This is a genomic window from Bifidobacterium sp. ESL0784, from assembly GCF_029433295.1.
Lineage (GTDB): Bacteria > Actinomycetota > Actinomycetes > Actinomycetales > Bifidobacteriaceae > Bifidobacterium.
The window spans coordinates 273,438-298,767 of the sequence record NZ_JAQTHV010000004.1 but is presented as its reverse complement, the minus strand read 5'-3'; the positions used below and the strand labels follow the sequence as shown (position 1 = coordinate 298,767).

Annotated in this window: 21 protein-coding genes; 10 read left to right on the top strand and 11 right to left on the bottom strand. The window is 62.8% G+C overall.

The window, feature by feature from the left end:
• Positions 1-78: 78 nt before the first annotated feature.
• A complete protein-coding gene (locus tag PT279_RS07835; RefSeq protein ID WP_277166865.1) occupies positions 79-936 on the bottom strand; it encodes a hypothetical protein in 858 nt (285 codons plus the stop codon).
• On the bottom strand, positions 936-1,313 hold the full coding sequence (locus tag PT279_RS07830; RefSeq protein ID WP_277166864.1) for a hypothetical protein: 378 nt from the start codon (positions 1,311-1,313) through the stop codon (positions 936-938). Before PT279_RS07830 ends, PT279_RS07835 begins: the two co-directional genes overlap by 1 nt.
• 350 nt (positions 1,314-1,663) lie before the next feature.
• Between PT279_RS07830 and mobC the strand changes: the two genes are divergently transcribed.
• The 8 genes from mobC to PT279_RS07790 all read left to right on the top strand — a co-directional run bounded on the left by mobC (position 1,664) and on the right by PT279_RS07790 (position 8,212).
• On the top strand, positions 1,664-2,062 hold the full coding sequence (mobC, locus tag PT279_RS07825) for a plasmid mobilization relaxosome protein MobC (RefSeq protein WP_277166863.1): 399 nt from the start codon (positions 1,664-1,666) through the stop codon (positions 2,060-2,062).
• Positions 2,063-2,064: 2 nt separating this feature from the next.
• Entirely contained in the window at positions 2,065-3,495 is a 1,431-nt protein-coding gene (locus PT279_RS07820) for a relaxase/mobilization nuclease domain-containing protein (RefSeq protein WP_277166861.1), read from the top strand.
• A 47-nt stretch (positions 3,496-3,542) separates the two neighbouring features.
• Positions 3,543-4,553, top strand: coding sequence for a DUF3801 domain-containing protein (locus PT279_RS07815; protein ID WP_277166860.1), 1,011 nt, complete (start codon positions 3,543-3,545; stop codon positions 4,551-4,553).
• A 223-nt stretch (positions 4,554-4,776) separates the two neighbouring features.
• Positions 4,777-5,208, top strand: coding sequence for a hypothetical protein (locus PT279_RS07810; RefSeq protein WP_277166858.1), 432 nt, complete (start codon positions 4,777-4,779; stop codon positions 5,206-5,208).
• A complete protein-coding gene (locus tag PT279_RS07805) occupies positions 5,205-5,807 on the top strand; it encodes a hypothetical protein (protein ID WP_277166857.1) in 603 nt (200 codons plus the stop codon). The genes PT279_RS07810 and PT279_RS07805 overlap by 4 nt, the downstream gene beginning before the upstream one ends.
• Before the next feature lie 5 nt (positions 5,808-5,812).
• Positions 5,813-6,139: a hypothetical protein gene (locus PT279_RS07800; RefSeq protein WP_277166856.1), complete on the top strand. Its 327-nt coding sequence runs from the start codon at positions 5,813-5,815 to the stop codon at positions 6,137-6,139.
• Positions 6,123-6,506, top strand: coding sequence for a hypothetical protein (locus PT279_RS07795; RefSeq protein WP_277166855.1), 384 nt, complete (start codon positions 6,123-6,125; stop codon positions 6,504-6,506). The genes PT279_RS07800 and PT279_RS07795 overlap by 17 nt, the downstream gene beginning before the upstream one ends.
• Complete coding sequence (locus PT279_RS07790) at positions 6,503-8,212, top strand: VirD4-like conjugal transfer protein, CD1115 family (RefSeq protein WP_277166854.1); 1,710 nt, start codon at positions 6,503-6,505, stop codon at positions 8,210-8,212. Before PT279_RS07795 ends, PT279_RS07790 begins: the two co-directional genes overlap by 4 nt.
• 90 nt (positions 8,213-8,302) lie before the next feature.
• On the opposite strand, the gene PT279_RS07785 is transcribed toward PT279_RS07790, so the two are convergent.
• Positions 8,303-9,790 carry an MDR family MFS transporter gene (locus PT279_RS07785; RefSeq protein WP_277166853.1) on the bottom strand — a complete coding sequence of 496 codons (1,488 nt, stop codon included), beginning with the start codon at positions 9,788-9,790 and terminating at the stop codon, positions 8,303-8,305.
• Between the two features lie 120 nt (positions 9,791-9,910).
• Between PT279_RS07785 and PT279_RS07780 the strand changes: the two genes are divergently transcribed.
• A complete protein-coding gene (locus tag PT279_RS07780) occupies positions 9,911-10,627 on the top strand; it encodes a TetR/AcrR family transcriptional regulator (RefSeq protein WP_277166852.1) in 717 nt (238 codons plus the stop codon).
• 23 nt (positions 10,628-10,650) lie between these two features.
• On the top strand, positions 10,651-11,523 hold the full coding sequence (locus PT279_RS07775) for a dioxygenase (protein WP_277166851.1): 873 nt from the start codon (positions 10,651-10,653) through the stop codon (positions 11,521-11,523).
• A 30-nt stretch (positions 11,524-11,553) separates the two neighbouring features.
• Here PT279_RS07775 and PT279_RS07770 read toward each other — a convergent pair whose 3' ends face one another.
• From PT279_RS07770 to PT279_RS07735, 8 genes are all read right to left on the bottom strand, one after another.
• On the bottom strand, positions 11,554-12,054 hold the full coding sequence (locus PT279_RS07770) for a hypothetical protein (protein ID WP_277166849.1): 501 nt from the start codon (positions 12,052-12,054) through the stop codon (positions 11,554-11,556).
• Positions 12,055-12,076: 22 nt separating this feature from the next.
• Entirely contained in the window at positions 12,077-13,837 is a 1,761-nt protein-coding gene (locus tag PT279_RS07765) for a CHAP domain-containing protein (protein WP_277166848.1), read from the bottom strand.
• Entirely contained in the window at positions 13,834-16,278 is a 2,445-nt protein-coding gene (locus tag PT279_RS07760; RefSeq protein ID WP_277167060.1) for a VirB4-like conjugal transfer ATPase, CD1110 family, read from the bottom strand. The genes PT279_RS07765 and PT279_RS07760 overlap by 4 nt, the downstream gene beginning before the upstream one ends.
• On the bottom strand, positions 16,163-16,675 hold the full coding sequence (locus PT279_RS07755; RefSeq protein ID WP_277166847.1) for a PrgI family protein: 513 nt from the start codon (positions 16,673-16,675) through the stop codon (positions 16,163-16,165). The genes PT279_RS07760 and PT279_RS07755 overlap by 116 nt, the downstream gene beginning before the upstream one ends.
• Before the next feature lie 28 nt (positions 16,676-16,703).
• Positions 16,704-17,558, bottom strand: coding sequence for a type IV secretion system protein (locus tag PT279_RS07750; protein WP_277166846.1), 855 nt, complete (start codon positions 17,556-17,558; stop codon positions 16,704-16,706).
• Between the two features lies 1 nt (position 17,559).
• Positions 17,560-17,769 carry a hypothetical protein gene (locus tag PT279_RS07745; protein WP_277166844.1) on the bottom strand — a complete coding sequence of 70 codons (210 nt, stop codon included), beginning with the start codon at positions 17,767-17,769 and terminating at the stop codon, positions 17,560-17,562.
• Positions 17,770-17,915: 146 nt separating this feature from the next.
• Entirely contained in the window at positions 17,916-24,056 is a 6,141-nt protein-coding gene (locus PT279_RS07740) for a hypothetical protein (RefSeq protein ID WP_277166843.1), read from the bottom strand.
• A gap of 235 nt (positions 24,057-24,291) precedes the next feature.
• Positions 24,292-25,317 carry a hypothetical protein gene (locus PT279_RS07735; protein WP_277166842.1) on the bottom strand — a complete coding sequence of 342 codons (1,026 nt, stop codon included), beginning with the start codon at positions 25,315-25,317 and terminating at the stop codon, positions 24,292-24,294.
• Positions 25,318-25,330: the final 13 nt, after the last annotated feature.

Below are 25,330 nucleotides of genomic sequence, written 5' to 3'. Positions count from 1 at the left end.
TGTCGGCTCCAGCGTATCCGGGAATGGTGTATGCCATCCGACGTTCGCGCCCCTGTGGTCGAATGTTCCTGTTTGTTGTCACGTTCTCGATATTCTTCTTCCGGGTTTCCTGGTCTGTGCGCTGCGAAGCGCCTGATTCGCTGCGGGGACGCCCATACCGGGGTTCGTTCGCACAGTGGTTTTCGTTATGGCTTGTTCCTTCCTGCGCTCGGCGTTGTAGACACGCATCCTCTCACGATGACGTTGCCGGTATTCCGGGTCGTCCCGGTATCGTTGGCGGTGCTGGGCGTTGTAGCGGTCCTTCTGCTCGCGGGTCTTGGGGTGTTCGATGTGCTGCCTGTGTACCATCTCACGCCTGTGTTGCCGGTATTCGGGGTCGGTGGCGAACCGTTGCCGGGCGCGGGCGTTGCGCCGGTCCTTCTGCTCTCGGGTCAGGGGGTGTTCGGCCCGGTAGCGGCGGGCGTATTCCCTTCGCTTCTCGCGCACCTGTTCCATGCGTTCGGGGTCGGCTTCCAGATTCCGTTTCCACTTCGCATAGGCGGCCGCACGGCGTTCGTGCGCGTCACGTTTGTACTGCTGTCTGACCCGCTCGCGTTCCTCCGGGGTCGGACCCAGTTTCTTCAACGCACGTTGCTCGCGTTTTTCCTTGGCGCGTTGTTCGTGGTGGGCTTGGTAGTAGGCGCGGTGGGCGGCCCGTCTGCGTTCCCGGTACTCGGGGTCTTCGGCGTAGCGCCGCCGGTCGCGTTCGCGTATGTGTTCTCGGTGTTTGTCCCGCCATCTTTTGGCTTGTTCCCGGTGCTGTCGCCGTTGTTCCTCGGTGAGTGGCGGTTTGCGCCCGGTGTGGCCCGGCTGGCGTTGCCATCTGATCCATTCCTCCGAATCGGCGATCCACCGGCTGTAGCTTTCTGGCGCGTCCCAGGTGTTGTCGCGCGACATCAGCGGGCGGCAGGCAAAGGCACGTCGGCCATCGGCGTTGCAGGCTGAGTTTCACCGCCGTCAAGCCGCTCAGTTTGGCTTTCCGCAAGGTCTTCTTCCGCAGGTTTTTTCTTGTCGTTCGAGGCCGGCCAGATAACGGTCGTCTCTCGTGGCCTGATGCCGAGGATGCGGGCGAGTCGGGTTTTGCTGACGCCGCATTCCGCTTCCAGTTCCTGTGCAAGTTGTCGTATGTGTTGCGACTGGTCGCGCCATTGGCCGAGCCCATCCGCTATGGCGCGCAGCCGTTCGCGTTTGGCTTTCAGCCCGGCGAGTTCCGCGTCCACGGCCTCGTCGGCCAGCTGGCGCATTCTTTTGCTTCTCTCCGAAGGTTTCGGCATTCCCGCTCCCCTTGCTTGTTTCGGAATAGGACCCTGCCATCAAACCGGAAAACAACGCGTCCACGGACGGACAAAGCAGACCAAAGGCAGGACGAAACACGGGATTCATCGGCCATCCGAAGCCGGAACAGCACAACAGGGATTCGGGAAAAATAGCAATCCGTCCGAACTTCAGCGAAAGGGAACAAGACTGGCCTACGGGACTTCCCCAAAGATATGGGGTTCCCGTTTACGGGGTGGTTTTGTCGTAGCAAGCATAACCGGTGTACGTACACCGGCGGCCGCCAGCACCTCCGGGCGATGGCGGCAAGGCGGGACACCCGCACCCGATACCAGGAAGGAGCCAGCCCATGGCATGGCAGGGCAACCGCACACGACCAGTCCGCAAGGTCGTCACGTTCTCGGAACAGGAGTGGCACTATGTTCGCGACTCCCAAGTGACGGAGAACCGACAGCGCGTGAAAGCGGGCTTGGAGACGGTGGGCTGGACCCGGTTCGCACGCAGCCGGATCATGACGGGCCGTTCGGTGACCCTGCTGGTGCCGCCCGGTTTGGATGACATAGCAGTCCAGCTGGCGCATATCGGAGGGAACATCAACCAGATCGCCCACACGGTCAATATCCGCCGGCGTGCGGAGTACGCGGAGATCATCGAGACGCAGCGGCTCCTGAAAGAGGCCGTGGGCCTGCTCTCCCTGATGCGGGACACGGTAAGCGCCGGGCTGCCTGACCCGGGGAGGCTCAGCTGAGCATGGCTGTGGTGAAGGTGGGTCAGGTCAAGTCGACGCTGGCGAAGGCGGTCAGGTATATCACGAACCCGGAGAAGACGGACGGCTACCGGCTGGTGAGCACCACGACCGGCCGCCAAGTGGACGATGCGCAGGGCATCGCCGACGTGTATCTGCGCAACATCGGCCGGGCGAAGGGCGGTGCGGGCCGGAAGGGCGCGGTGCTGGCGGAGCATATCATCCAGAGCTTCGACCCCGAGGACGATATCACGCCGGAGCAGGCGCACAGCCTGGGCATCCGGTTCGTCCACGAGATCGTCGGCGAGGAGTACGACTTCACCATCGCGACCCACACCGACCGGCACCATATCCACAACCACATCCTGCTGTGCCCGAACAGCAATCTGACCCACCGTAATCTGAAACCCTACAAGGTCCTCGGCCGGTGGCGGGAGGCCAGCGACCGGCTGTGCCGTGAGAACGGGCTGCACACCATCGCGCCCAAGCCGGTCAGGCATCCGGCGCCGCAGATCGGTGAGCTGAACGCCAGCGCGGACGGGCGGAACGTCAAGGACATGGTGCGCACCGCGATCGGCCGGGCCTGCCAGGAGGCGCACGGTTTCGATGACTTCCGTTCTCTGCTTTCAGGTCTGGGTGTGGATGTGTCGGTGCGTGGCCGGCATCTGACCTACACGGCCGCGGCATCGGGGCGGAGGTTCCGGGATGTGCGGCTGGGAGTGGGCTGCGGCGAGCAGGAGGTGATGGGCCGGATCGGCCGGAGGACGATGAACATGTTCGCGTTCGACCGCACCCTTGTCGCCAATCGTGATGCCATGGGCGTGCGGGTGTGGCTGCCCGGCTCTGGGCGGAAGCTGATGCTCGCGATTCCCGCGAATCGGATTGTGCGGGACGGCCGTACGTTCCGCGCCTACCTCGCACGGGATGTACGGCAGGTGCTCACCGGTCCCGATGGCATCTATGCGCAGACGGTCGACTGTGACGGGCTGTACGAATGGTTCGCAAAGCCGAAGGTGCGGTTGGAGGATTACGCCCGCCGACGGCTCTTCCCCAGTGACCTGCGCGGGCTGGGCGGCCGGGCAATCGCCACCGCATTGGCCTGCGACCGGTTACGCGAGAGCTTGGACGAATTGCAGGCCATCAGCCGGGTGGTCGACCACCACACCACACGCAGGGAGGCGTTCGACCGGCTGACCGGGAAGGTCGAATCCGGTGAGGCGAGGATGCGCGAGCTGGTAGTCGCCATCGCCGTGGCCCGTGACCAGGGCGATTCGACCGAACGCTTAGAACGGGAGCTGGACGCGGTGTGCAAGACCACCGGCGCCAACGCTGACGAGGCGCTGGCGTTGCGACGGATACTGGAACGCGACCGGAAGGCCGGAAGCCATGGCGACGGTCCCGTCCGTCCAAACCGGCCCCGACGTCGGGCAACCTGAGTGGGTGGCGGGGCATTCCCGCCATCATTTGAGGGCGGGAGGCTGTGATGCCGGCTGAGGATCAGGCGCAGGACTATGCGCTGAGGGTGTTCGAGGGCGGCGCGCGCGTTGTTCTCGAATTGTCGGGCCGTGGCGTGGCATGGTCGCTGGGCCGGCTTGGCGCTGGTGTCAGGCTTGCACACGGGAGGGTGCATGAGGCGCGGCACAACTCGGGCAGCGTGTCGGTCAGGGATCTGAACAGGACGCGCGAGCCGTTGAAGGTCGTGGAGGTCGAGGCCGGTCGGGAGCGCAGCCTGGCCCGCCAGTTGAAACGGGCCGGCATCGCGTTCCATATCGAGCGCGACCGGAAGACCGGGAGCGTGTACCTGCATTTCGCGGGCCGTGACACCGACGAGGTGCGCCACGCGGTCGAGAAGGTCGTCGTCGGATTGGACATCGCCGCCCGCCAATACGAGCAGGAACACGAACAGGGCCAATCCGAGACGGCAGCGAGAAACGAAGAAGCAAGCCGGCAACAGGCAGCCCGCCATCAAAGCGAAGAGCATCGCTCCGAGGAAACACAAAAGCAGGAAAACGCGAAAGAGGCCGGACATCCTCGCGAGCCTTGGAATCCGGAATCTGTTGACAACCCGTGCTTTGATTTCAGAACGGTGGCATGGGACGCGGACGCCTCCATCATCGCGGCCAATCTGGAACGCGAATCAATTCCCTTCAGACAGGAGACGACCGGAGAAGGCCTGCAGCGGTTCTTCTATCCGCGCGGCGAGGCCCGGAGGGTCGCCGGGCTAATCGAACGTCTGACCGACCGCACCCCGGGTCTGGACTGGGACCGGTTCTTTCCTCCCGACGGGCCGCTAGAGGCTACGAAGCCGCAACAGGGTGTCAAGCCCAAAACGGCGCGGCCCGGAACCGGCCGGGGCGACGACGCGAAAGCGGGCAGCCCGCATCATGTGAAGACGAAGGCCGAGACCGTGCATGGAATCAGGTCGCGTGCGGCCGAACGGGTCCGAGGTTCGGCCCGGACGATGCCTAAGCCAATGAAGACCAGAACCAGATAGGAGAACAGACATGGAATCAGGCGACGAGAATATCGGGCACGTCGGGACGTCGAAACCGGTACGGCGCGAGGTGTGGCCGGGTGTGAGTCTGCCGAACGGGTTCGTGCACCCGTACACGCATCGGACTCGGGACGGCAGGGAGTTTTCGATGATGCGGGTCTCAATCCCGGAGGGCACGATGCTGCACGGGCTTGAGGCGGGCGGCTGGCAGGTCGATGCGTTCATGAACCGGCGAGCACGCGGGCAGAAGGAGGCCGGGAGGCCGGTGACGGTGCGTTTCATGCCGGGCAGGCCGATCGAGCTGTGGCGCGGGGCCGGGCCGGCGCGGCAGACCATGCGCGTCAACGACCCGTGGGACCTGTGCCGGGCGATACGACGGGAACGCGACGACTATGCCAGACGCATGGCCGAACGGCACAACACCAGGGATATGGCGGCCGTCATGGATGTGGATGCACGCAGGGGCGAGTTCGTCGGTGACGGCGTGCCCCGCACCGCCGGCGGCGAACCCTTCGAACCCCTCGCCGAATACCCCAAACCGGCCAGCAACCATGACGCAACGGCCACAGAACGAACGACACGCGACAATCCGGAAAACTGTAGCAGCCGGCACGAAACCAACATGGCGGCGTCCACGAGGAGGATGCGCAGATGAGCGAAACAGACCAGGATACAAGAACCGAGAGAATGCCGGGCAGGGGCACGCTTCTGTTGGAGGGCGCGGGCACGGTGCCGCGTGGCGGGCTGTCGAACTGCCGGATACGCACGGCGTTCACGAACGACGCGGGGAAACGGATCTACTTCGAGGCGCAGGGCATATCGAAGCCGCCCAAGGGCGACCGGTATCGCAAGGCGTTCGCCGGCATCCCGTGGGAGGACTACGGGTCGACCGACTTCGCCTTCGAGATCACCGGGCGGCATGACGACATCAACCAGCGTCGGCTGCCCCAACAGCAACATGCCGGCAGGCCCGTAAACCTAGGCGAGTTCCCCTACACCAGCCAAGGCCTGCTGGATTACATCAACCGGCAGTTCGGTTGCTCGTTCGACGCTGTCAAAATCGTCAACGACGGCTCTTACCGCGTCCATGGGCATGACGGCTACAAGTTCGGCGACAGCACCGGACAGCAGGAGCCTCATGCGGTAGATGACAGGAACACGGTGCTCGAACGAATCCGGCATCGCGCCGACGGCAGAACCAACAGCGCCACGGCCGCCCGCCACGCCCCCACACGTCCACGGGCCAGAGGATGACCGACATGCGAGCCATCGAAGATATGGACGGCGAGGCCGCCGAGGTGTGGGCCGAAGGCATGCTGGCCGAGGACATCATATATGCCGAGGACCGCAAGGGGCCGGTCGCAGTATTTACCCTGCGGGTGCCGTTGCACGCCGACGGCATGCTGGCGTTGCGCGTCGAGGCACGCGGCCAGGCCGTGCCCTATCTGAAAGCCTCGGAAAGCAGGCGGGGCGACTGGCTGGTCATCAACGGCGCCTTCCACGACGACACCGGGGACGGACACATCACCGCGGGCACAGTGTGCGCACACACATCGATAGGCTGGCACGGTGCCGACCGGCAATAACACCATGCCCACAGGATGCCAGCCAACCGATGGCGTCGACCCGGACTCCCCTGCAGGCCGTCTCGTCACAAAGATATACGGCCCCGGACGCAGGGCGGCTCAAAACGGGCGCATGACATGGATCCTCCCCATCCCAGAAAACAATACCGACCCCACAGACACGGACGAGGATATGCGCACTGTATTGGACGAATGGCTGGAAGCCGCCGGCAGGACGCCTGTCGATAAGCCATACGATTCCTCCGACGAAGCGACCAATGACAACAGCGGGCGGGAAACGATAAGGTTCGATCGCGGAGGCACCATCACGGCCATCCTCGAACGTGCAAGAAAACGAGTCAACCACAACCAAGGCAGGCAACGATGACAAGCAGAACGCTACGCACCATCCTCGCCACCATGGCGGGCATGGGCCTGCTGTTCTGGCTGGGCGACAAGACTGGATGGCAGGTACGCACCGATCTGGCAGGCGGCATGACCTGGGTGGATGCGGCCGACCGGTTCTGGCTCGACCTGCAGCACCCCCTGCACTTCAGCGTTGACAGGGCCGACCTGCTCTGCGGGCTGGCGTTCTGCGGGCTCGGGCTGCTGGCATGGGCCTATCACGCCTCCACCCGTCTGGCCACACGCCCCGGCGAGGAGCACGGCAGCGCCAAATGGGGCACGCCCCGAGACATCGCCCCGTTCACCGACCGGCAACCCGAACGCAACCTCACCTTCACCCGTACGGAACGGCTCAGCCTCGACACCCGCAGGACCCAGCGCAACCTCAACGTGCTGGTGCTCGGCTCCTCCGGCTCGGGCAAGACCCGCAGCTACGTGAAACCCAACCTGCTGACCGCCGACATGAACTTCGCATGCACCGACCCGAAAGGCGAACTGAAACGCGACACCGAACAGGCCATGCGCGACCACGGCTATGAGACCCGCACGCTCGACCTGATCCACCTGGACCAGTCAGATGGTTTCAACCCCATGCGCTACCTCGACCCCGTGGAGCCCGAGCCGTCGATTCTGCGGCTGGTCGACAACATCATCACCAACACCACCGGCGACAGGAAAGACAGCGACGGGTTCTGGGAACGCGCCGAACGCGCCCTGCTGACCGCGCTCATCGCTTGGGTCTACTACACCGAGGACGGCACCACCACCGACCCCGACGGCACCGTACGCGACAACATGAGCCTGACCAAGGCCGTCGACATGGTCTCTCTGATGCAAGCCAGCGAAGAGGACGAGACCCGGGAATCCATCATCGACGCCCAATTCGCCGAAGCCCACACCGAGGCCGAAAACGCACGCCAGCACCCCGAGCAATACGACCGCGAGACCCTCAGGATGCTCGACGGGCTCGCCTTCGCCTGCACCCAATACCGCACCTTCACCCAAGGAGCCGGCGAAACCAAGAAAAGCATCATCATCAGCCTCGGCGTACGCCTCGCACCCCTGCAGGTCCGACAGGTCCGCGACATCCTCGACCACGACCAGCTCGACCTCACCAGCCTCGACGAGGGCAGGCGAGTCGTCTACTTAGAGACCAGCGACACCGACGGCACGTTCGGCTTCCTCGCCGCCGTCTTCTACCAAAGCCTCTTCGAGACCCTCATCCGCAAGGCCGACAGCAGCTCCGACGGCACGCTCGGACGCGACGTGCACTGCATGCTCGACGAGTTCGCCAACATCGGCAAAATACCCAACCTCACCCGGCTTATCTCCACCATCAGAAGCCGCCGCATCAGCATGAGCATCATCCTGCAGACCTACAGCCAGGGCAAAGCCCTGTACAAGGACGACTGGGAGACCATCGCCGGCAACTGCGACAGCCAACTCTTCCTCGGCGGCAACGAGAAAAGCACCACCGAATACATATCCGAACGCCTCGGCAACCAGACCATCGACATCATCGAAACCAGCGAAAGCAAAGGCACCAACGGCAGCCACAGCACCTCCATACGCAAGAACCAGCGCGCCCTCCTCGACCGCGACGAACTCGGAAGACTCCCCACCGACCAATGCATCTACCTACTACGAGGAGTACGGCCATTCCTGTCAAAGAAGCAAATACTCAAATAAATCCCAAACAGCCGGTGTATTCATGCGATATGCACAAATACACCGGCTGTCAGGGGAAGGACGAAGTCTTAAAATTCGAATCGTTCCCGGCTATTCCTCGGGTTCGACGTCGACGACTTCCATGCGGTCTTCGGCCTTGGGTGCGGAGGGCAGCCAGATGGAGGAGACGGTGCCGACGAGGGTCATGATGACGATGCCGGCGAACGCCCAGCGGAAGGCGCTCAGCGGGGTCTGGCCCGGCATGGTGGCGATGGCCTGGAGGAGCACGGCCACGACGGCGGTGCCGACGCACATGCCGACCTGCTGGAAGACCTTGGTGATGATGGAGACGTTGGGGGTGTCCTTGGAGCTGATGCCGATGTAGCCGGCGGATCCGACCGGGATGCCGACGATGCCGACGGCGATGCCGCGGATGAGCAGCAGGACCGAGAGCAGGACGAGGTTGGTGTTCAGTCCCGCGAAGCAGAACGGGACGGTGGTCAGGGCGCTCAGGAGGAAGCCGGCGACGGCGACCGGGCGGTTGCCGTACTTGTCGCTCAGGTTGCCGGCGATGACCCGGCTGATCAGCGAGCCGACGCCTTGGGGCACGAGCAGCAGGGCCGCGTTGAGGACGGATTCGTGGCGCAGGACCTGCCAGTAGATCGGCAGGAGGAACTGGGCGGAGTAGATGGTCATGCCCATGGCGATGGAGGCGACGGACGAGGACCAGACGGAGCGGTGGCGCAGCAGTTTGATGTCGATCAGGGTGCGTTCGCTGTCGCGGGTGCGCGGCCAGAGCACGAAGAAGACGAGCAGCAGCACGCCGACGACGAGCGGGACGATGACGTCCTTGCGGTTGAAGCTGGCTTCCTGGGAGACGTCGGTCAGGCCGAGGAGCAGTCCGGCGAGGCCGACCGCGGACGATACCAGGCCGACGATGTCGAGGCTGCGTTTGGACGCCTTGCGTTCGCCGCTGTCGTGGAAGGCGGGGAACGCCAGGATGATGGCGACGACGGTGAACGGGACGTTGATCCAGAAGAGCCATTTCCAGCTCATCCAGTTGAGGATGAGGCCGCCGAGCACCGGGCCGAGGATCGGGGCGACCGAAAGCGGCAGGGAGATGGTGGACATGAGGGTGCCGAACGATTCGATGCCCTGGCTCTTGGCCTCCTGGACGAGCAGCGTCTGCATGAGCGGCATCGAGATGCCTGCGGAGAAGCCCTGGACGAAGCGGAAGAATATCAGCGAGCCGATGTTCCACGCGAAGCCGGCGCCGATGGAACCGATCAGGAAGATCACCAGTCCCGCGATCCATGACGTCTTGTTGCCGAACCGGGCCTGGGCCCAGCCGACGATCGGGGTGGCCACGGCCTGGGCGAGCAGGTAGGCGGTCGACACCCACTGCACCATGGCCATGGTGGTGTGGAACTGGCCGATCATGTTGTTGAGGCCGATCGAGACGATGGTCGAGTTCATGCCGGGCATGAACACGCCCAGGATGAGGGCGGTCATCAGCAGGCCGGTCCCCTGCAGTTTCTGCGGTTTGTTTTGTGGTTCTGCACTCACCGTGCATTCCTCCAATGATTGATGTTTTTCCATACGCGATGCCGTTCTTTTCACCAAACGTTTAGATACGGTTGCGTATCTTACTTACGGAGAGTATAGTAACCGTCATGGATAAGATACGCAACCGTATCTTGAAAGGAAAGGCGGTTTTGTATGCCGAATCACACTACGGCCACGCGCCGTCGGGGCGGGGAGCTCGAGGACGCGCTGCTTGACGCGGCGTGGGAGCAGATAGCCGACAAGGGCATGCACGGCTTCAATTACGAGGCCGTCGCCGCACGCGCCCACTCCTCCAAGACCGTGCTGTACCGGCGCTGGCCAACACGGGAAGGCCTGTTCGCGGCGGCACTGCGCCGAAGGCTGAAACTCTGCCCCCTGCAGGCTTCCGACACCGGCTCCCTGCCCGGCGACGTGAAGGCGCTGCTCCGCGAGGCGAGCGACAAACGGCTCGACACCATCGTGGCGCTCACTTCGCTGAGACCTCTATATATGGGCGGCGAACATGAGACGAGCGAAAACAACACCGGCGGGCTGCACGCACAGGCCAATGCGCACTCAGGCCCCAGCATGAAAAAGATATTGAAGCGCGCACACGGCCGGGGCGAACTGACCGTCGACCTGCCCGAACGCGTGGCCGCGCTGCCGGTCAACCTGCTCTGCACCGGCATCATGGCCAGCGGCCGCCGCCCGAACGAAGCCGACATCGACTTCATCGTCGACGACGTCTTCATGCCCGTCATTTACGCATACCAATCAAGGCCCGACCTCTTCCCTGCCCATGCGAATCAAGAGGACCAAGAAGGATCCAGGCCATGTCCCGTCAGCCCAAAACGATGCCAACAGGCAGAACGCACATCAAAGAACAAATGAAGCAATGAAGAAGGACCCGAACATTGAGCGAAAAAACAAGCAAAGAACTCGCCAATCCTTTCATCGCCATCCCCATTGAAAATCCGCTAAGCTCCCCGGAAGCCCGCATCCCGGTCGAGATGGAGGATGCATCAGGCATACTGCTGCAAGGCAAACGGCTACGTTCGTTCGCCTACACCACCGACGCCGCCGTCATCCACAACACGAACGCAGACGCCATTCTCGCGGTCTACCCGTTCACCGGCCAGCCTGTGATCAACCAGGCCATCCTTTCGGTAGCCCAGGCACCGGTCTTCGTTGGAGTCGGCGGCGGCACCACTTCCGGCCCACGTGTGGCCGAACTGGCGGTGTTCGCCGAAATGCAGGGCGTGGCCGGAGTCGTGGTCAATGCGCCCATCGATGCGGACATGGTAAACAAGGTTGCGTCAATTGTTCACATACCCGTAGTAGCGACCGTCCTCGATGACGACGAGACCGTCGACCGGAAAATCGAAGCCGGAGCACGGATCATCAACGTCGCCGCAGGACGGAACACACCAGAAATTGTCGCCCGCATCAAGGAAAGGTATCCCAACATCCCCTTGATCGCAAGCTCAGGAGGCGACCCGGGCTCAGTACGCGCCACCATCAACGCAGGCGCGAACGCATTGACCTGGACTCCGCCCAGCGCGCAGATGCTGCAAAAAGCCATGATGGACGACTATCGTCACGGCAGGCCAGCACACCATGGAAGTGGTGCGACCATGCCTGCAGAAACCCCGGCTACCTATGGTTCCGTAACAACAAGCAACAGTTCCGCACCGCAGAATACGGACAACGGCCACATCATCATCGACACCAATCTCGCCCACGCTCCACGTCACAAACTCAAAAACCAGCTTGACGGCCAGGAATAGAACCCACAGGCCATAAAAACACAGTAGCCATCATCTGAACCCCTGTGAAGGCCCTTCAACCAGTGCGATTTTCCATCCATTAGACCTTTGATAACTGAACACAAGACACCATGGGCTTTCGAGACCGGTCCATACGTTGCAGATGGCGGTGTCGTTGTCTCGGCCGAAGGCGAGGTAGCCGGTGAAGATCGGGGCCGGTTGCGATTGGATGTCCGAGACCGGCATATCCAGGCCTTTCGCGTCCTTGATGAAATACTGCTGCAGTTTTGTTGATCGGTCCGGGCCGTCGGTGACATAGGTGGCGAGGGCCTTGGGCGCGACCTGCTCGCATACCTGCTCCGGTTTCAGAACACTGGCTGCATGACTTTTCTTTCCGTTTTCGGTTTTCGGCTTGTCGATGCTGATGGAGTTTGGAGCCGGCCGTGTTTCCTGTTTCTGTATATTGGTTGGCCAGAAGGCCATCAAACACAGGCCCAACACGACGAACATTCCGAGCGCCGCCAGCGCCAGTTTTCGTTTCCTGTCGATCATTCTCTTGTTCCCCTCTTGCGTCTCAGTGGATGAATATGACGCCGTCGCCCATTGCCTGCAATTGTTGGACGGTTATGGTCTCGATGACTACGGCCATCCAGCCGGTGCCGGACTGGCTGATGATGATGGACCCGTCGTCGTTGACCTGTTCGACGATGGCCACGTGCCCATAGGCCGGGCTGCTGCCGTGTACGCCGGGGCGGAAGCTGATGGCGTCGCCGGGGCGCGGCCCTTCCCCGACGCTCATGCCGAGGCTTCTGGCCTTGTCGGCCCAGAAGCCGCCGTTGCCCATGTAGGGGTCGACGGGTTTGCCGATCTGCCGGCGGCGGATGAAGGCCCACCAGGTGCATTGGAATCTCTCGTAGGTGGCTGATGACTGGTCGGTGCCGGTGGCTTCGACGTTGACGTGGTAGCCGTCCGAGTTCATCACCAGCGGTGGGCTGAGCCTGCCGACGGTGGCACCCTCGTCGACGTTGCAGCTCTGGCCGCCGCCGGTCATGCGATGCACGTTCTCAAGATATTTCTGGGTGCTTTGCGGGATGCTGGGGTATTTCATGAGGTTGCCTTCCCCTGCGTTGTGGGCGATGATGAGCGCGTCTTCGTCACTGAGCTGGGCGAAGGCGGCTCCGGGGTGCGAGGCCTTGAGGTCTTTGACGCCGTTCATGCGGTTCTTCAGGTAGGTGCCGCCGTAGTGGGCGTGGGTCATGGGGTCGGTGATGCCTTCGGGTGGTGTCTGGTCGGCACCTTGCGGGTGCACGCCGCGCCATACGCTGCGGTTCATCTGCAGCAGGCCCCACGTGCCGCCGTTGCTGTCATCGGCGTAGGCATCGGGTCTGAATCCGCTCTCCTGGCTCATGATCGCAGCGATCAGGGGCTTGTCCAGTCCGCTGGCGGTGGCGGCTTCGTCGACCCATGGTTGTGCCTGGTCGGGGACCTTCACGCTGCCGTATCCGCAGGAGGCGGTGGCGGTGGCCGGCATCAGCAGCGAAAGCATGAGTGCGGCGATCATGGCTACGGCGAGTACCCCGGCCAGCACCGGTGCGGTCGTCAGTGCTGCCACGGCCGTGGCGGCCATTGTTTTGACGGATTCAAACGTTTGCACGGCTCTGCGGTAGATGGCTTGCACTGATCGGACAGCCGTCGAACCAGCCGTATGCACAGCGTTGTTTGTGGATGCGACGCTTTTCGAGGCTTTTCCAGCTGTGCTGCCTGCCGGCTTCCCTATGTTCCTGACCGAGTGTCCTTTGTTGTATATGGTCTTTCCGGCCGCTGTGGCGATGGCATGTCCCGCTTCGGAGCGGGACCGGGATTCGAACGCATCTTCCCCGTCGTTCCGATTACCCTCGTTCCGTCCCATCTCTGTTCGACTATTTGCCAAAGCGCCTCTTGTCAGACTATCGGTGATTCGGAGTTTTCTGTTTCGTCTGTTTGTCCCGTCTGCTTCCGTGTCTTTGAGCTTGTCGGAGAATCGGTCGCCGGCCTTCCGGGTTTTGTCGGTTTTGGCGTTCTCCCTGCCCTTGGAACCGTCTTCGGTTTTCCTGCCTGCATGGTCTGCAAGTCCGGTATCACCCGGTCCGCTTCCGCTGGCGTTGCCTTCGGTTCCTGCCTTCATCTCTTCGGGAACGATGGTTTCGGGTTCGGCTTGTCTTCCGGTTTTTCGTGCTTTTATAGGATGCCGGTCACGTAGGTGGGCGGCAGCTCCTTGCTGCTGTTGGGCGGAGGCGTGGAAGACGCGGACATTGTGCGATGCCTTTACCGCTCCGGTTGGTTGCGCCTGTCTCATCGGACTTGCTTGGGCAGTGGCGGGGCGGGCATGCCGTCGACACTTCCGGTATGTTCGCCGAATTTGGTGGTGAAGAGCCGGTACATGCGGCTCTGTTCACTGATTCTTCCGTTGAAGGGGATGAACGCCGTGCCGGATTTGAGCATGCCCTGACCGGGCTGCACGCCGGTGAAGTACTCACGCTGCTCCCCCGACAGCTTCAGCATCCTGCACAGGGTGTCGGCGTCCGTGCTGGTCTGGTTCATCAGCAGCAGGAAGTCCGAGTTGGCGAGCATGAGACGTGCGTCATCGTTCAATAACAATTCCTCGATGTTCTGGGTGATTCCCGTGACGCTCAGGCCCCATTTGCGGGCGCGCTTGTAGATGCGCAGAAAGTAATCGGCCGCGAACGGGTTGCTGAAGAGCATATGAAACTCGTCGACCCACAGCCAGGTGCGTCGCCCTTCGGCACGGTTGCGCACGACGCGGTTCCATATCTGGTCGAGCACGACCATCATGCCGAACGTCTTGAGTTCCGCGCCCAAGCCCATGACGTCGTAGACCACGAACCTGTTGTGCACGTTGACATCGGTGGGGTGGCTGAACGCGTTGAGGCTGCCGGTGGTATAGATCTCCAGGCTTTGTGCGGCGTGCGTGGCTTCGTCGTCGTTCATTGCGGACAGGGCGACCTGCAAGTCAAGCAATGTCGGCATCTCCGTTCGGGTTCCTGACCTGAGTTCCTGATACAAACTGATGACGGCCCTATCGACCAGCGCACGTTCGACGCGGCCCATGCCATCGGACCCACCGATCAGCGCATCGAGCATATTCAAGACGGCGGCGCATTTCTGCCGTATCGGGTCGCCGTCCCCGCCGGTCGCGCCGTTTCCGAGTTCGATGTCGAGCGCGTTGATGTGCTGGCTGGACTCCTCGCCGATGGCGACCCGTTCCCCGCCCAGCGCCAGGCAGAGGGGCGTGAACTCGCGCTCGGGGTCGATGATCAGCAGGTCGTCGTCGGGGCGGGTGAGGAAGGTCTGCATGATCTCGTTCTTCGCCGCCTGGCTTTTGCCCGACCCCGTGGTGCCGAGGATGAACCCGTTGCCGTTCATGCTTTTGGTCCGGTCGACGACCAGCGCGTTGCCGCTCCGTGCGTTGACGCCGTGGAACACGCCGCCGGGCTGCATGAGCTCCTGCGTGGTGAACGGGATGAGGATGGCCGCGCCGCTGGTGGTCAGGCTGCGCCGCATCGGCAGCGGGTTCACGCCCAGCGGCAGGCTGGCGTTGAGCCCTTCGATCTGCATGTAGGTCAGGGCCTCGGCCACGCATGACTGGCCGTCCACCACGCCCATCACGTCCCGTGCCAGCCGGTCCAGCTCCTCGACGCTGCCGGCGGCGATGTTGACCACGATGAGCGAGTCGATGAGCCGTTCCCCGTTGTGTTTCAGATCGGCGCGCAGGTCGCCGGCCTCCTCCAACGACTCCTGCAGGTCGTGGGGCAGGTAGGCGTCGGGCTGGTGGCGTTTGGCGTTCTTGCCGCGCTCGTCGGCGGCCTGCATCTCCATTTCGGCGATCTTGGTGTTCACGAGTTTCAGCCCGGCCGCCTTCGTGCGCGGCTTGAGGTGGATGCTGACGCTGATGTCGGCCTTGATGTCGGTGAGCCCGGCGATGAGGGAGTCGGAGAGGTAGTCCGGAAAGTCGCTGATCCACAGCGTGGCCGTGTAGGTCTCCTTGTCTCCCGCGTCAATGCGGAGCCTGCGGCGGTCGTGGGCGTCGATGGCCCACGGGGCCACCCAATCCTTGGTCGACGCGTGACGTCTGGCAGCGAACGCATCCTCGTCGAACGTGTAGCGTTGCCCGCGCCTGAGCGTCGAGTGCAGCACTCCCAAACGCTCGGTCCGGTCGAGCCTGTGCGCCTCACATCCGTCGACGCTGCGCAGCTGGGACTGCGCCGACAGGCACGCCCGGTTCAGCAGCGTCACCGCTCGCTCCTTGTCCCGTTCCGTGAGGGTGAAAGTCAGGTACTTGTCGGTAAGGCTGCTGGTCGCGCCGCCACCATTGAGCAAACGGCGCACATTGCGGTTGAAATCCCCGCGCAGCCCGTCGAACCGGTCGCCCTTTTCGGTCATGGCGATACGGCGGCTGACCAGCTCCGGGTCGAGGGTGCGGGTCGTGACCGTGACCTGCAGGGCCATACCGTCCGGCAGCGAGTTGAGGAACCGGCTCCACCGGTCGACGATGTCCATCTGGTGTTCCTGTGTGCTGATCGCGTAGTTGATGTCACCGATCCGCAACGTCGCACTCCAACGGTCGTCACCAAGGTGGGCGATGCCGTTGGGCAGCATCGCATCATAGCCGATCAGTTCCCTTACGGTTCCCGGCACATGGGCGGTTGGGTGCTTCTTCGGTTTCCCGGAACCGGTTTCGACCTGATTGTTCCCGGTCTTGTTCCTGTTGCGTTTCAGTTTCATCGTCCTGTTCCCTTTCGTCTCCGGTGTCGGTGCCGGTCATGTTCTTGTCGTGCTCGTTCGTCCCGGGCCTGCGGGTGGAACGCAGGACGGTCCTGCCGTCCCGGAGGAAGACAGACTGGCCGAACCGCTGGCGCAGCATGTAGCGGATGTACGCCTCCGGTTTCAGGCCCTTGGGCCGCCACCACCCCCACAAGGCGACCGGCAGACAGACCAGCACCAGCAGGTCGCTGCCCAGATCGGTGTTGTGCAGGACCATGAAGAACAGCCAGCTCTCCCCGCCGCCGAGCAGCAGCATCAAGCCCGTGGCGGCCAGTTGGCGCCAGCTCATCCCGAGCATGACCTTGGCCTCGACCCCGGCGACCTCCTTGTACACGCGCATCTGCAACGCCACGTCTATCCCCTTCCTCGCATTCGGTTCATCATTCGCCCGCTATGGCACGGCTGACCCGTTGGGACACGGAGACGACGAACAGGAGCATGATTCCCGCCATCATCAGATTGCCGAAATTGCCCATGACCCATTGCGTGAGCTTGGCATTGGTCCCATCGGGAACCTTGACCGCGTCCACCACAATCTTCTGGTACAGAGCGATGCAGATGAACAGGGTGACCGCGTTCAACGACGTGCGGGCATACGATTTGAAATAGCCGACCGCAATAGGCTTGGTGTCCTCGTGCATAAGCAGTGCGAACGGCAGAGATTGGAAAGCGGTGAGCGCGTAAATCTCGATGAAACGGACGTACATGACCACCGTGGCGACCACCGCCGCCAACTGGCTCAACACCCACGGAATCAACAGCATCACCAGAACCGCGAGCTGCCCGGTCATGCCGGCGTCCTTGACCTGATCGGCCATCTGGTCGCCCACACCCAGACCGGCCGGACCTCCCCCGCCGGCCGACAGCTGGTGGGAGACGCCGCCAATCATGAACTGGGTCACCCCGTCGAACGCCTGCAAGATGAGGTTCGCATTCTGGGCGATTGCCATGACCATCGCCATCTTGAACATCGTGGCAGCCACGATCTTCACGCCGAGCTCGCCGCCGTCCTGGATACGCGACGAGTTGCGCGCCAGCTCCATGCTGAACATGACCGCCAGCACGACAGCCGTCAACGGTTTCACCGCCGTCTGATGGATGTTCAGGGCAGTCTGGTAGAGACCACTGTTCCACGCCTCCGGGCTTGTCGACAGCAGGCTCGAGGCGAGGTTGCCGACCCCTCCGCCGCCGACGGCGTTGAGCATGCCGACGACGAGGTCCTGCAACGCGGACATATCAGAGGGCGACCGTCTTGAAGATCGCCGCAGCCGCACAGATCAGGCCACCGCCCACAATCTGCCACATGCCCGACTTCATATCAGGCCCGTTCTGGTCCTTCAACGCACCGCCGAACGTAATCGCGCCCCACACCGCCCACAGGCCGCCGCCGATGATGGCGAACTTCGAGAACAACTCCAATATCTGCGTCAACTGCGTCACAGCCATACCCCCGGTATTCAAAGACTTCGACCGCGCGGACGCGCGACCATGACAAGTTTCCAGCAACAGCGACGGGATATGGGCGGACAGACAAAACGGTGGGTTCTCCCATAAAGAGACAACCCACCGTACTTATCCGACAATCAACGAGATCAGGAAATTAGGCCTCCCATTCCCGCCAATCTCCTGCGCTGCATGATAATGAGGATTCCCGCGACTGACAGACCTATGGTCAGCAACGCGATACCTAGAACACCAGTGCCCGTGATGGCAAGCGATGCAACATGCACGCTCTCGTCGGCCACTCGTGGCTTGCCGTAGCTGACCAAGTGATAGTTGTCGCGTCGGATGAGCTTTTCACGCCAGTAGTGGTCGCCGGTTCCGGCGTTGACGCCGGGGCTTCTGACCTTGGTGGCTCCGGGGTATACGTCGACCGGTTTGGTGGTCGCGTTCAGGGTGTCCTTGGAGACGTCGCCGGGGTGCCGGTCCCATAGTTCGAAGACGAGCTGGTAGCCGTCGGGCACCGTGCCTTGGATATAGGCGGTGTCGTGGATGGGTAGACCGGGCATGCCTGTGGGGTCGGCCTTGGTGGTTACCTTGACGAGGTCGACGGTCTCCCCCGCTTCGCGGGCCGCACCGGTGTGAATCGGCTGGTCGGCGGGGTCGGGTTCCGTATTCAGGTCGGCGTTCGTGTCACGTGTCTGTACGGGATTGCTGTGGTAGAGGGCTGCTCGCCAGTAGTAGGTGCCGGTCTTCTTCACAGTCGTCTCTGGACTGGTGGCGGTCTTCTGGCCGGTCTTGAGCATGATGTGTTTGGAGTTCCACACCAGTTTGTCGGCCTTCGGGTTGTTGTCTTGCTCCTGCCGGTAGAGGCGGAAGACGAGGTATTGGCCGTCGTGGACGGTTCCTTCGATCCTTGCGGTGTCGTGAATCGGGGCATCTGCTTCGGCGACGCGTTCGGTCGTGGTGGTCACGCGCACCACGTCCACTGATTCGGACGAGATGCGGGCGGGGCCGACGAACAGAGGCTCGGGCTGGACGATGCCGCCCTTATGACTGGCGGGGCGGTAGACGACGTTGCGCCAGTAGTAGCGGCCGGGCTGCGTCGGTGTCCATTCGGGGCTTTCGACGCTTACCGTTCCTTCGGCGACCGGCTGGCGTTTGGTTGTAGACATGAGCACGTCCTTGGAGGGATCGTTGCCGGAGTCCTGCTTGTAGATGCGGAACTCGGTGCGGGTGCCTTCTGCAACGTGGCCGTCGAACAGGGCGGTGTCATGTATCGGCTCGCCGGTGTGGGATTCGTGGTCGGTCGTCGTGTTGACGGTGATCACCTGCGTGGTCTCGTCAGGATTGAGCGCGGAGTCCGTGTAGAACGGCTGGTTTTCGAGATGGGAACCGTCGGGGTTGCCGTTGCCGTCCATGCCGGGTTTCACCGGCTCGCCGTCGCCCGCAAGGTTCTTGCGTGGCGCGGTGAGGCTGAAGACCCAGTGGTAGCCGCCCACGTCGGGGCGCTCGTACTGCGGGCCGTCGATGGTGGTCTTGCCGTCCTTGAGAGCCTGTTCGGCCTGTGTTTTCGTGACCAGGATGCTGCCGTTGGGCACGTCGGGCCATGACGCGACATCGTTCTGCGTGCCGTCGTTCCGATCTCGGGTGAGCGTCCACGAGACCTGGGTGCCTTCGGCGACGGGTCCGGTGATGGTCACCTTGTCGGCGATCGGATGGCCGGCGATCTGCATGGTCTCGGCCTCACTGGTGGCTTTGATGATGCGGAACGTCTCACGTGGCTCGCGTTGCGTGCCGAGTTTGACGGCTTTGTGGGTGTCGTGGTCGCTGACCTCGACCTGCCAGTAGTAGATGCCGATCTGTGTCGGGGTCTGCTTGGAGCTTACGGCCTCGGTCTGCCCGCTGGCCAACGTCGTGTAGCCGGTGGTGGCGAGTTTCGTGTCGGTGGATTCGTCGCCCTGGCCCTGCTTCCAGAGGTTCCAGCGGATGTCGAGGCCGTCCTTGAGGTCGTCGCGGATGTCGCCCGACTGCTTCCAACGGACGTTGGTGAGATCGGTGTGGTCGCTGACGGCGGTGCCGAGCTCGAACTCGGTGGCCACGTCTGTGACTGCGTCAATGGCACGGAACGATTCGCTTGGCGTGCCGGGCTTACCGTGGTGCAAGTCGGTGGCATCTGCGGGCAGACGGTAGTGTTCCTCGAACACGTAATCCGCAGCGTCCGGAATTTTCACCGGGTCGCTGGTGAGCGTGTTCGTGAACGCGTCCGCGTCGTAGCCGGCGAAGTCCTTGAGCGGCTTGCCCTTGAGGTCGGAGACCAGCCTGTCGTCGCCGACGTGGTGCAGCTCGAAGCCTAGTGTGCCGTTCGGGTCGGCCCATCCTTCGATTTTGGCGGTATCCTGCGTGGTGCCGCCATTGCTGGACCACTTGTATGTCGAGGTGGTCACGCGGATGGCGTGGAACAGTTCGCTTGGCTCGTTGCGTTTGGCGTACCACGGGTTCACACCGTCCGGCATGAAAGCCGTGCCGTCGGGTTTGGTCAGCGTGGCGACCCAGTAATAGTCGCCGGGGTCGGTGATATGGATTGGTTCGCCATCGATGTCCGTCTGTCCGTCATTCGTGGTGATGGCCGGGGTTGTGCCCTTTAGCGTGTCTCCCCTTGTTTCGTTGTACGGGTAGGTTTCGCTCGTCTTGTGGTTGGCGTTGTCCTTGCGCCACAGCTCGAAGCCGAGCTTGTAGCCGGGGAGTATGTGGCCTTTGATGGTGGCGTGGTCGTTCACGTCGATGCCGTCGGTGACATCGACGTAGTGGCCGTTGCCGGAGGTGTGCACGTTGTTGGTACCGGTCACGTCGGTGTCGATGTGAACGACTTCGAAGCGCTCGGAATCCGTCTGTGCTCCCTCGTAGATCAGGTCGCGTTCGGGGTATCCGTCGTTCTGTTTCCAGCCGTCGGAAACGATTGTGGAGTCCGGGTCGATATGCGGGTCTCCGCCGTGGTTGTCTGGCGACCAGACGCGGAAGCGGAACTGCCATGGGCCGATGCCGGGGTTCGTCATGACGGGTGCCTTGATATCCGTGCCGGCAACGTCGTGGTCGAGCGTGGCCCTTTGGGTTTCGGCGATCTTTTCAACGGCGGTTCCCTGGTGCTTGTCCTGTTTCCACAATTCGACCTTGTAGGAGCTGCCTTTGGGCAGGCGTCCCTGGATATGCAGGGTGTCCCGCACATGCATCGTGTCGCTGTAGAGCGGTTCGGCGGACGTGGAGGTGACGCGCACGAGCTCGAACGATTCGGCCGGGACGCGCTGGGGTGAGACCCATACCGTGTTGCCGTCCCGGTCTGTGACGACGGAGCGCCAGTAGTAGGTGCCGGGCGTCCATGAGGGGTCGATGCCCACCGTTTCGCTTTTCAGGTTCTGGTCGGTCTTGAGCGCGTTGCCGTCACGCGGCATGCCGGGCAGCTCGTGGCTGCCGCCCTGCCAGACCTGCCGGTCGCCGGACGGGTCACCCTCGCCCTGACGCCATAGCGTGAACCGGTAGGTGGTGCCTTTCGCGGTCTGGCCGATCTGAATCGAGGTGTCCCCGTCGGATTGGCGGTAGGCGGTCTGGTGGAGCACGTCATAGACCTTGTCGGTTTTCTCGGCGTAGCGCGGGTCGGGGGTGCTGGCGACCTTCCTTGAGGTCGTGGTCGAGTATTCCTGGACCGGTGTGCGTTCCGTGTCCTCGCCGTAGCTGCCTTGGTCAATCACCCTTCCGGCGGGGTCGGTGAGGGTGGCGACCCAGTAGACCATGCCGGGCTTGGCGATGGTAAATCCGTCGGCGCGGAACGTGTAGCTCGCCCCGTTTCCGCGGCCGCCGAGTCTGGCGGTGTCGACCGGGTAGGTCTTCTCGGCGAGCATCTGGTCGCGGGATGCCTGCGGCTGGCCGTCGTAGCGGTAGGCTCGGACGGTGACCGTGCTGCCGTCGGGGATGTTGCCGTCGATGCCGTCGCCCACGGTGATGTCGTCGTGCAGGGGTTCGCCCACGGTTCCCATGAGTTGGGCCTTGGAGCTGATGCGACCGCCTGCCGTAATGGTGGTGGTCTCGGTTTTCAGACCGAGGTCGTGCGAGGCGACGGTGGTGCCGTCGGCCGAGTGCAGGCTGGCGCGCCAGTAGACATTGCCGGCCGTGCCGCTCACGGTCTCGGGGCTGTTGACGTCTATCGGTCGGCCTTGGCGCAGGAGTTGCAATTGTTCGGCGTCCAACGTCACCTTGACGCGGTCGATGAGCGTGCCCGCATCCGGTTTAGGGCTGTCGGGCACGGCCTTGTAGGCGGTGAATTCGAGGTACGACCCGTCGGTAAGGGTGTCCACGGCGTTGCTGGCCCCGCTGATGTGGGCGGTGTCGTGGAAGCGTTCGCCGACCTTGACACGCTGAGGGCTGGTGTCGGTGGTCATGTCGATCAGGCCGGGTTTCTCGCGGGTCACGAACGTGGACTCGTAGGGGTCGTCGTAGGCGCTGGAGAATCCCGTGGCGCGGTCGCAGCCCGCGTAGGTGGCGGTGAACGTGTAGTAGCCGGTCGCCTGTGCGGGAACGTTGAATTGCATGCCGTCGGCGAGCGGGTCGCCGCCTTTGCCTCCGGCGACCTTGATGTCGAGGTCGCCCTTGTATCCGGGCCCCATGGCGGCTATGAGCTTGGAGAGGTCGTAGTCGGCGGTGCGCAGGAGCTTGTGGTTCGCGTCCTGAACGGGTTCGCCGCTGCCGGAGGGACGGTATTTCTCGTCTTCTTCCTTGATGCCCGTGTTCCCGCCGGAGGCGCCGGCCCACCAGACCTTGACCCTGAGCTCGGTCGTGTCGGCGTGGAAGGCTCCGTCGCCTTTGAATGTGCCGAGGTCGCGGGGCAGGCCGTGGATGTGGATCACGTCGTGGATGTCCGCGCCGGTGGCGGCATGGGGTTCGGCGACCTCGCTCCATGCGGAGGTGTGCGCCTGCTGGGAGACGGCCTCAATGGTCTTGCCGAACGGGTCAATCCAGTCGCCCCGCACGTTGACGCGTTCCGCTTCGGGGGTGTCGCACTTGCTGATCGCCCATAGCCAGTCGCCCTCGCGCCCGTCCTCGGGGTTCGTGTAGGCGGAGCCGTCCTTGAGGGCCGTGGCGTCGAATGTACCCGGATGGTCAGTGGTGAGCGTGGCGGTGACGGCGGGCTGGCCGAGCCGGGCCTTGACGCGGTTCAGGTAGTCGACGGGCGTCTCGCCCTGGCCGTTTGCGAGGACGGTGGCCATGGTTCCGGGGTTGCCGGTGAAATAGTAGCCTTTGGCGGTCACATGGGTGCCGGGCACCCATTCGTCGCCCGGGGCGACGCCGAAGGTGACCCTGTCCCGAGCCTGGCCTCCGCGTGCGAGGATACGGGAGCCGCCGGTATCGGTCGTGACGGTGGGTTGGAAGTCGCGGCGCACGTCGAACTCGATGGTTCCCTGCGCGGTCGGGTCGTTCTGCCGCATGCTGAACAAATCCTGCTTGGCGGAGACGAGTTTCTGCGCACTGGGGCTGCTGAACCTGATCTGGTAGGTCGCGTGCCCGTTGCCGATGGCCGTCCATGGTATCGGCTGATAGGAGCCGTTGGTGGTCACACTGATGCTGTTGGTGCCGGTCTGGTCGAACTTCACGAGGTTGTTGGTGTTGACCAGCGTATAGGACAGGCCCGCCACGTACCGGCCGGACGAGTTGCGGATGCCCGCGTCGATGATGCCGGTGCGTTTGGCCTGCGTGTACTTGTACGAGGCCTGCACGACGCTGGGCAACGCCTCCTCGGCCTGCGACCAGAATTGGCCGGCAAGGCCCGAAACCGCGTTGATGTCAGCGTTTTCCAGCTGCTTGGTGCGGTAGATGGACCAATGGCTGTCGCCCTGGTCGAGGTGGTCGTGGACCGCGAAGGCGACGGCAGCCTGCGTCATATCAGACATATCCCCCTGATGCTGGCCGACCATCGTCGCCCCGACCATGGCGTTATGGTCGGCCGTCGCCTGCCACGCCCCCGAGATCGCACCCAGAGGCACGCCCGACTCGATGCAGTAGACCGGATTGCCGTTGTCGAAGCCCTGCGGGCCCAGCCTTGAACCGTGCGTGCCGTTGAACGTCGCGCCCTCGCGGAACGGCACGAACCAATAGCCAGGCGGAAGTGCGGCCGCCGATGCTATGCCGGATGGAACCAGCGCGGCCATCAGCGAGGCCACTGTCACGGCAAGCGCGACGGCCACTCTTCCGAATCCGTGTTTTCGATGATTGCTGTCGATGAATCGCCCGTACGGCCCGCCCATTCTTTGCTCCTGTTCCAGAAAGGGCTTCGGGGACGTTCCCCGAAGCGAATCCCGGAAGGGATAGACAGAGGGAATCTCGTTCTCACCCGCTACGGGACCGGACCATTCTTCCCTTTTGGAGCACGGAATTGGACGGACTGGGTTCTACTCACAGACCGGGTATTGGAATCCGGCAGTTCATGAATTCACGCTTTCAAGCTTTCAAGCTTTCAAGAAAACTTGTATCCGCCTAAGGTTATTCGGTCGGTATTGAAATGTTGTGCCATGCGCCGCTGGTGTCGTCCGTGCCGTCGAAGTTCACGGTTCCGTCCCAGCCGGGCTTCTGCCCAGCAGAGGATGGAGGAGCCTGCGAGCCCGGTGATGGTTGTGACGGAGAGGGATGTGACGGCGTTCCTGGGCGTAGTATGTTCCCGTTTGGTCGCCGGTATGCGGGCGTCCGGTCTCCGGATGTTTCACCTGTCGAACCTTCCGTACCCCGCTTTGCCGCCGACTGTTGGACGGCCGTATTGGCTTGGGCTTGTGCGTCGGCGGCTTGTCTGGCTTGTATGTCTGCATTGACGTCGTTCATGGCTTGGACGATCTGCGCGTCGTTTCTGGATTCGATGGCTTTGGCGAGTCTGTCGCGAACGGCTTCGTCCTGCACTTTCCCTTCCGAATCCTTAAGCATCTGTTTGGCCTGCTCGATGGTCTTGTCAGTCCGGGAATCCTTGACAGCTTTCGTTGCTTTGCGTAGCCCGGTCAGATGAAGCCTGTACCAATCTCCGGCATCTCGTGCCGAGGTGTCGGCGGCTTTCATTGCCGAAATGCCGTCAGCGTCGCAGGATACTGTTTTCGGCTGTTTCTCATTGAGTTTTTTCGCCAACACTGTGATGGTGTGCGGGTCGGCCACTGTGGATGGGTCGAGCGTCGCCATCGCGTGTGCCTCGCCTTTCAGCAGTCCGGCATACGTCTTCATCGTCTTCCGCAAGGCTGAGGCATCATGCCGGCATGCCGAGCTTGCCGTTTCACGTTCGTGCTGGTACGCCATCCATCCTGCCGTGCCGGATACGACCAGAGCGATGGCCGCGACGATTGCGCCGACCGTCTTCCACGTCCTGTTTCCTTTGGGTTTTTCCGGGGCTTCCTTTGCCTCGCTGCTCTTTTCGTTCACTACCCTGCCCTTTGTGTTCGTTTCCCGATGATCTGTTATATGGTCGCATAGGTTCGGAAGCGGCACACGCACGCACGCCTGCCGCTGCATATCCTGTTTTCGTGAATTCATGATTCCTTGAATT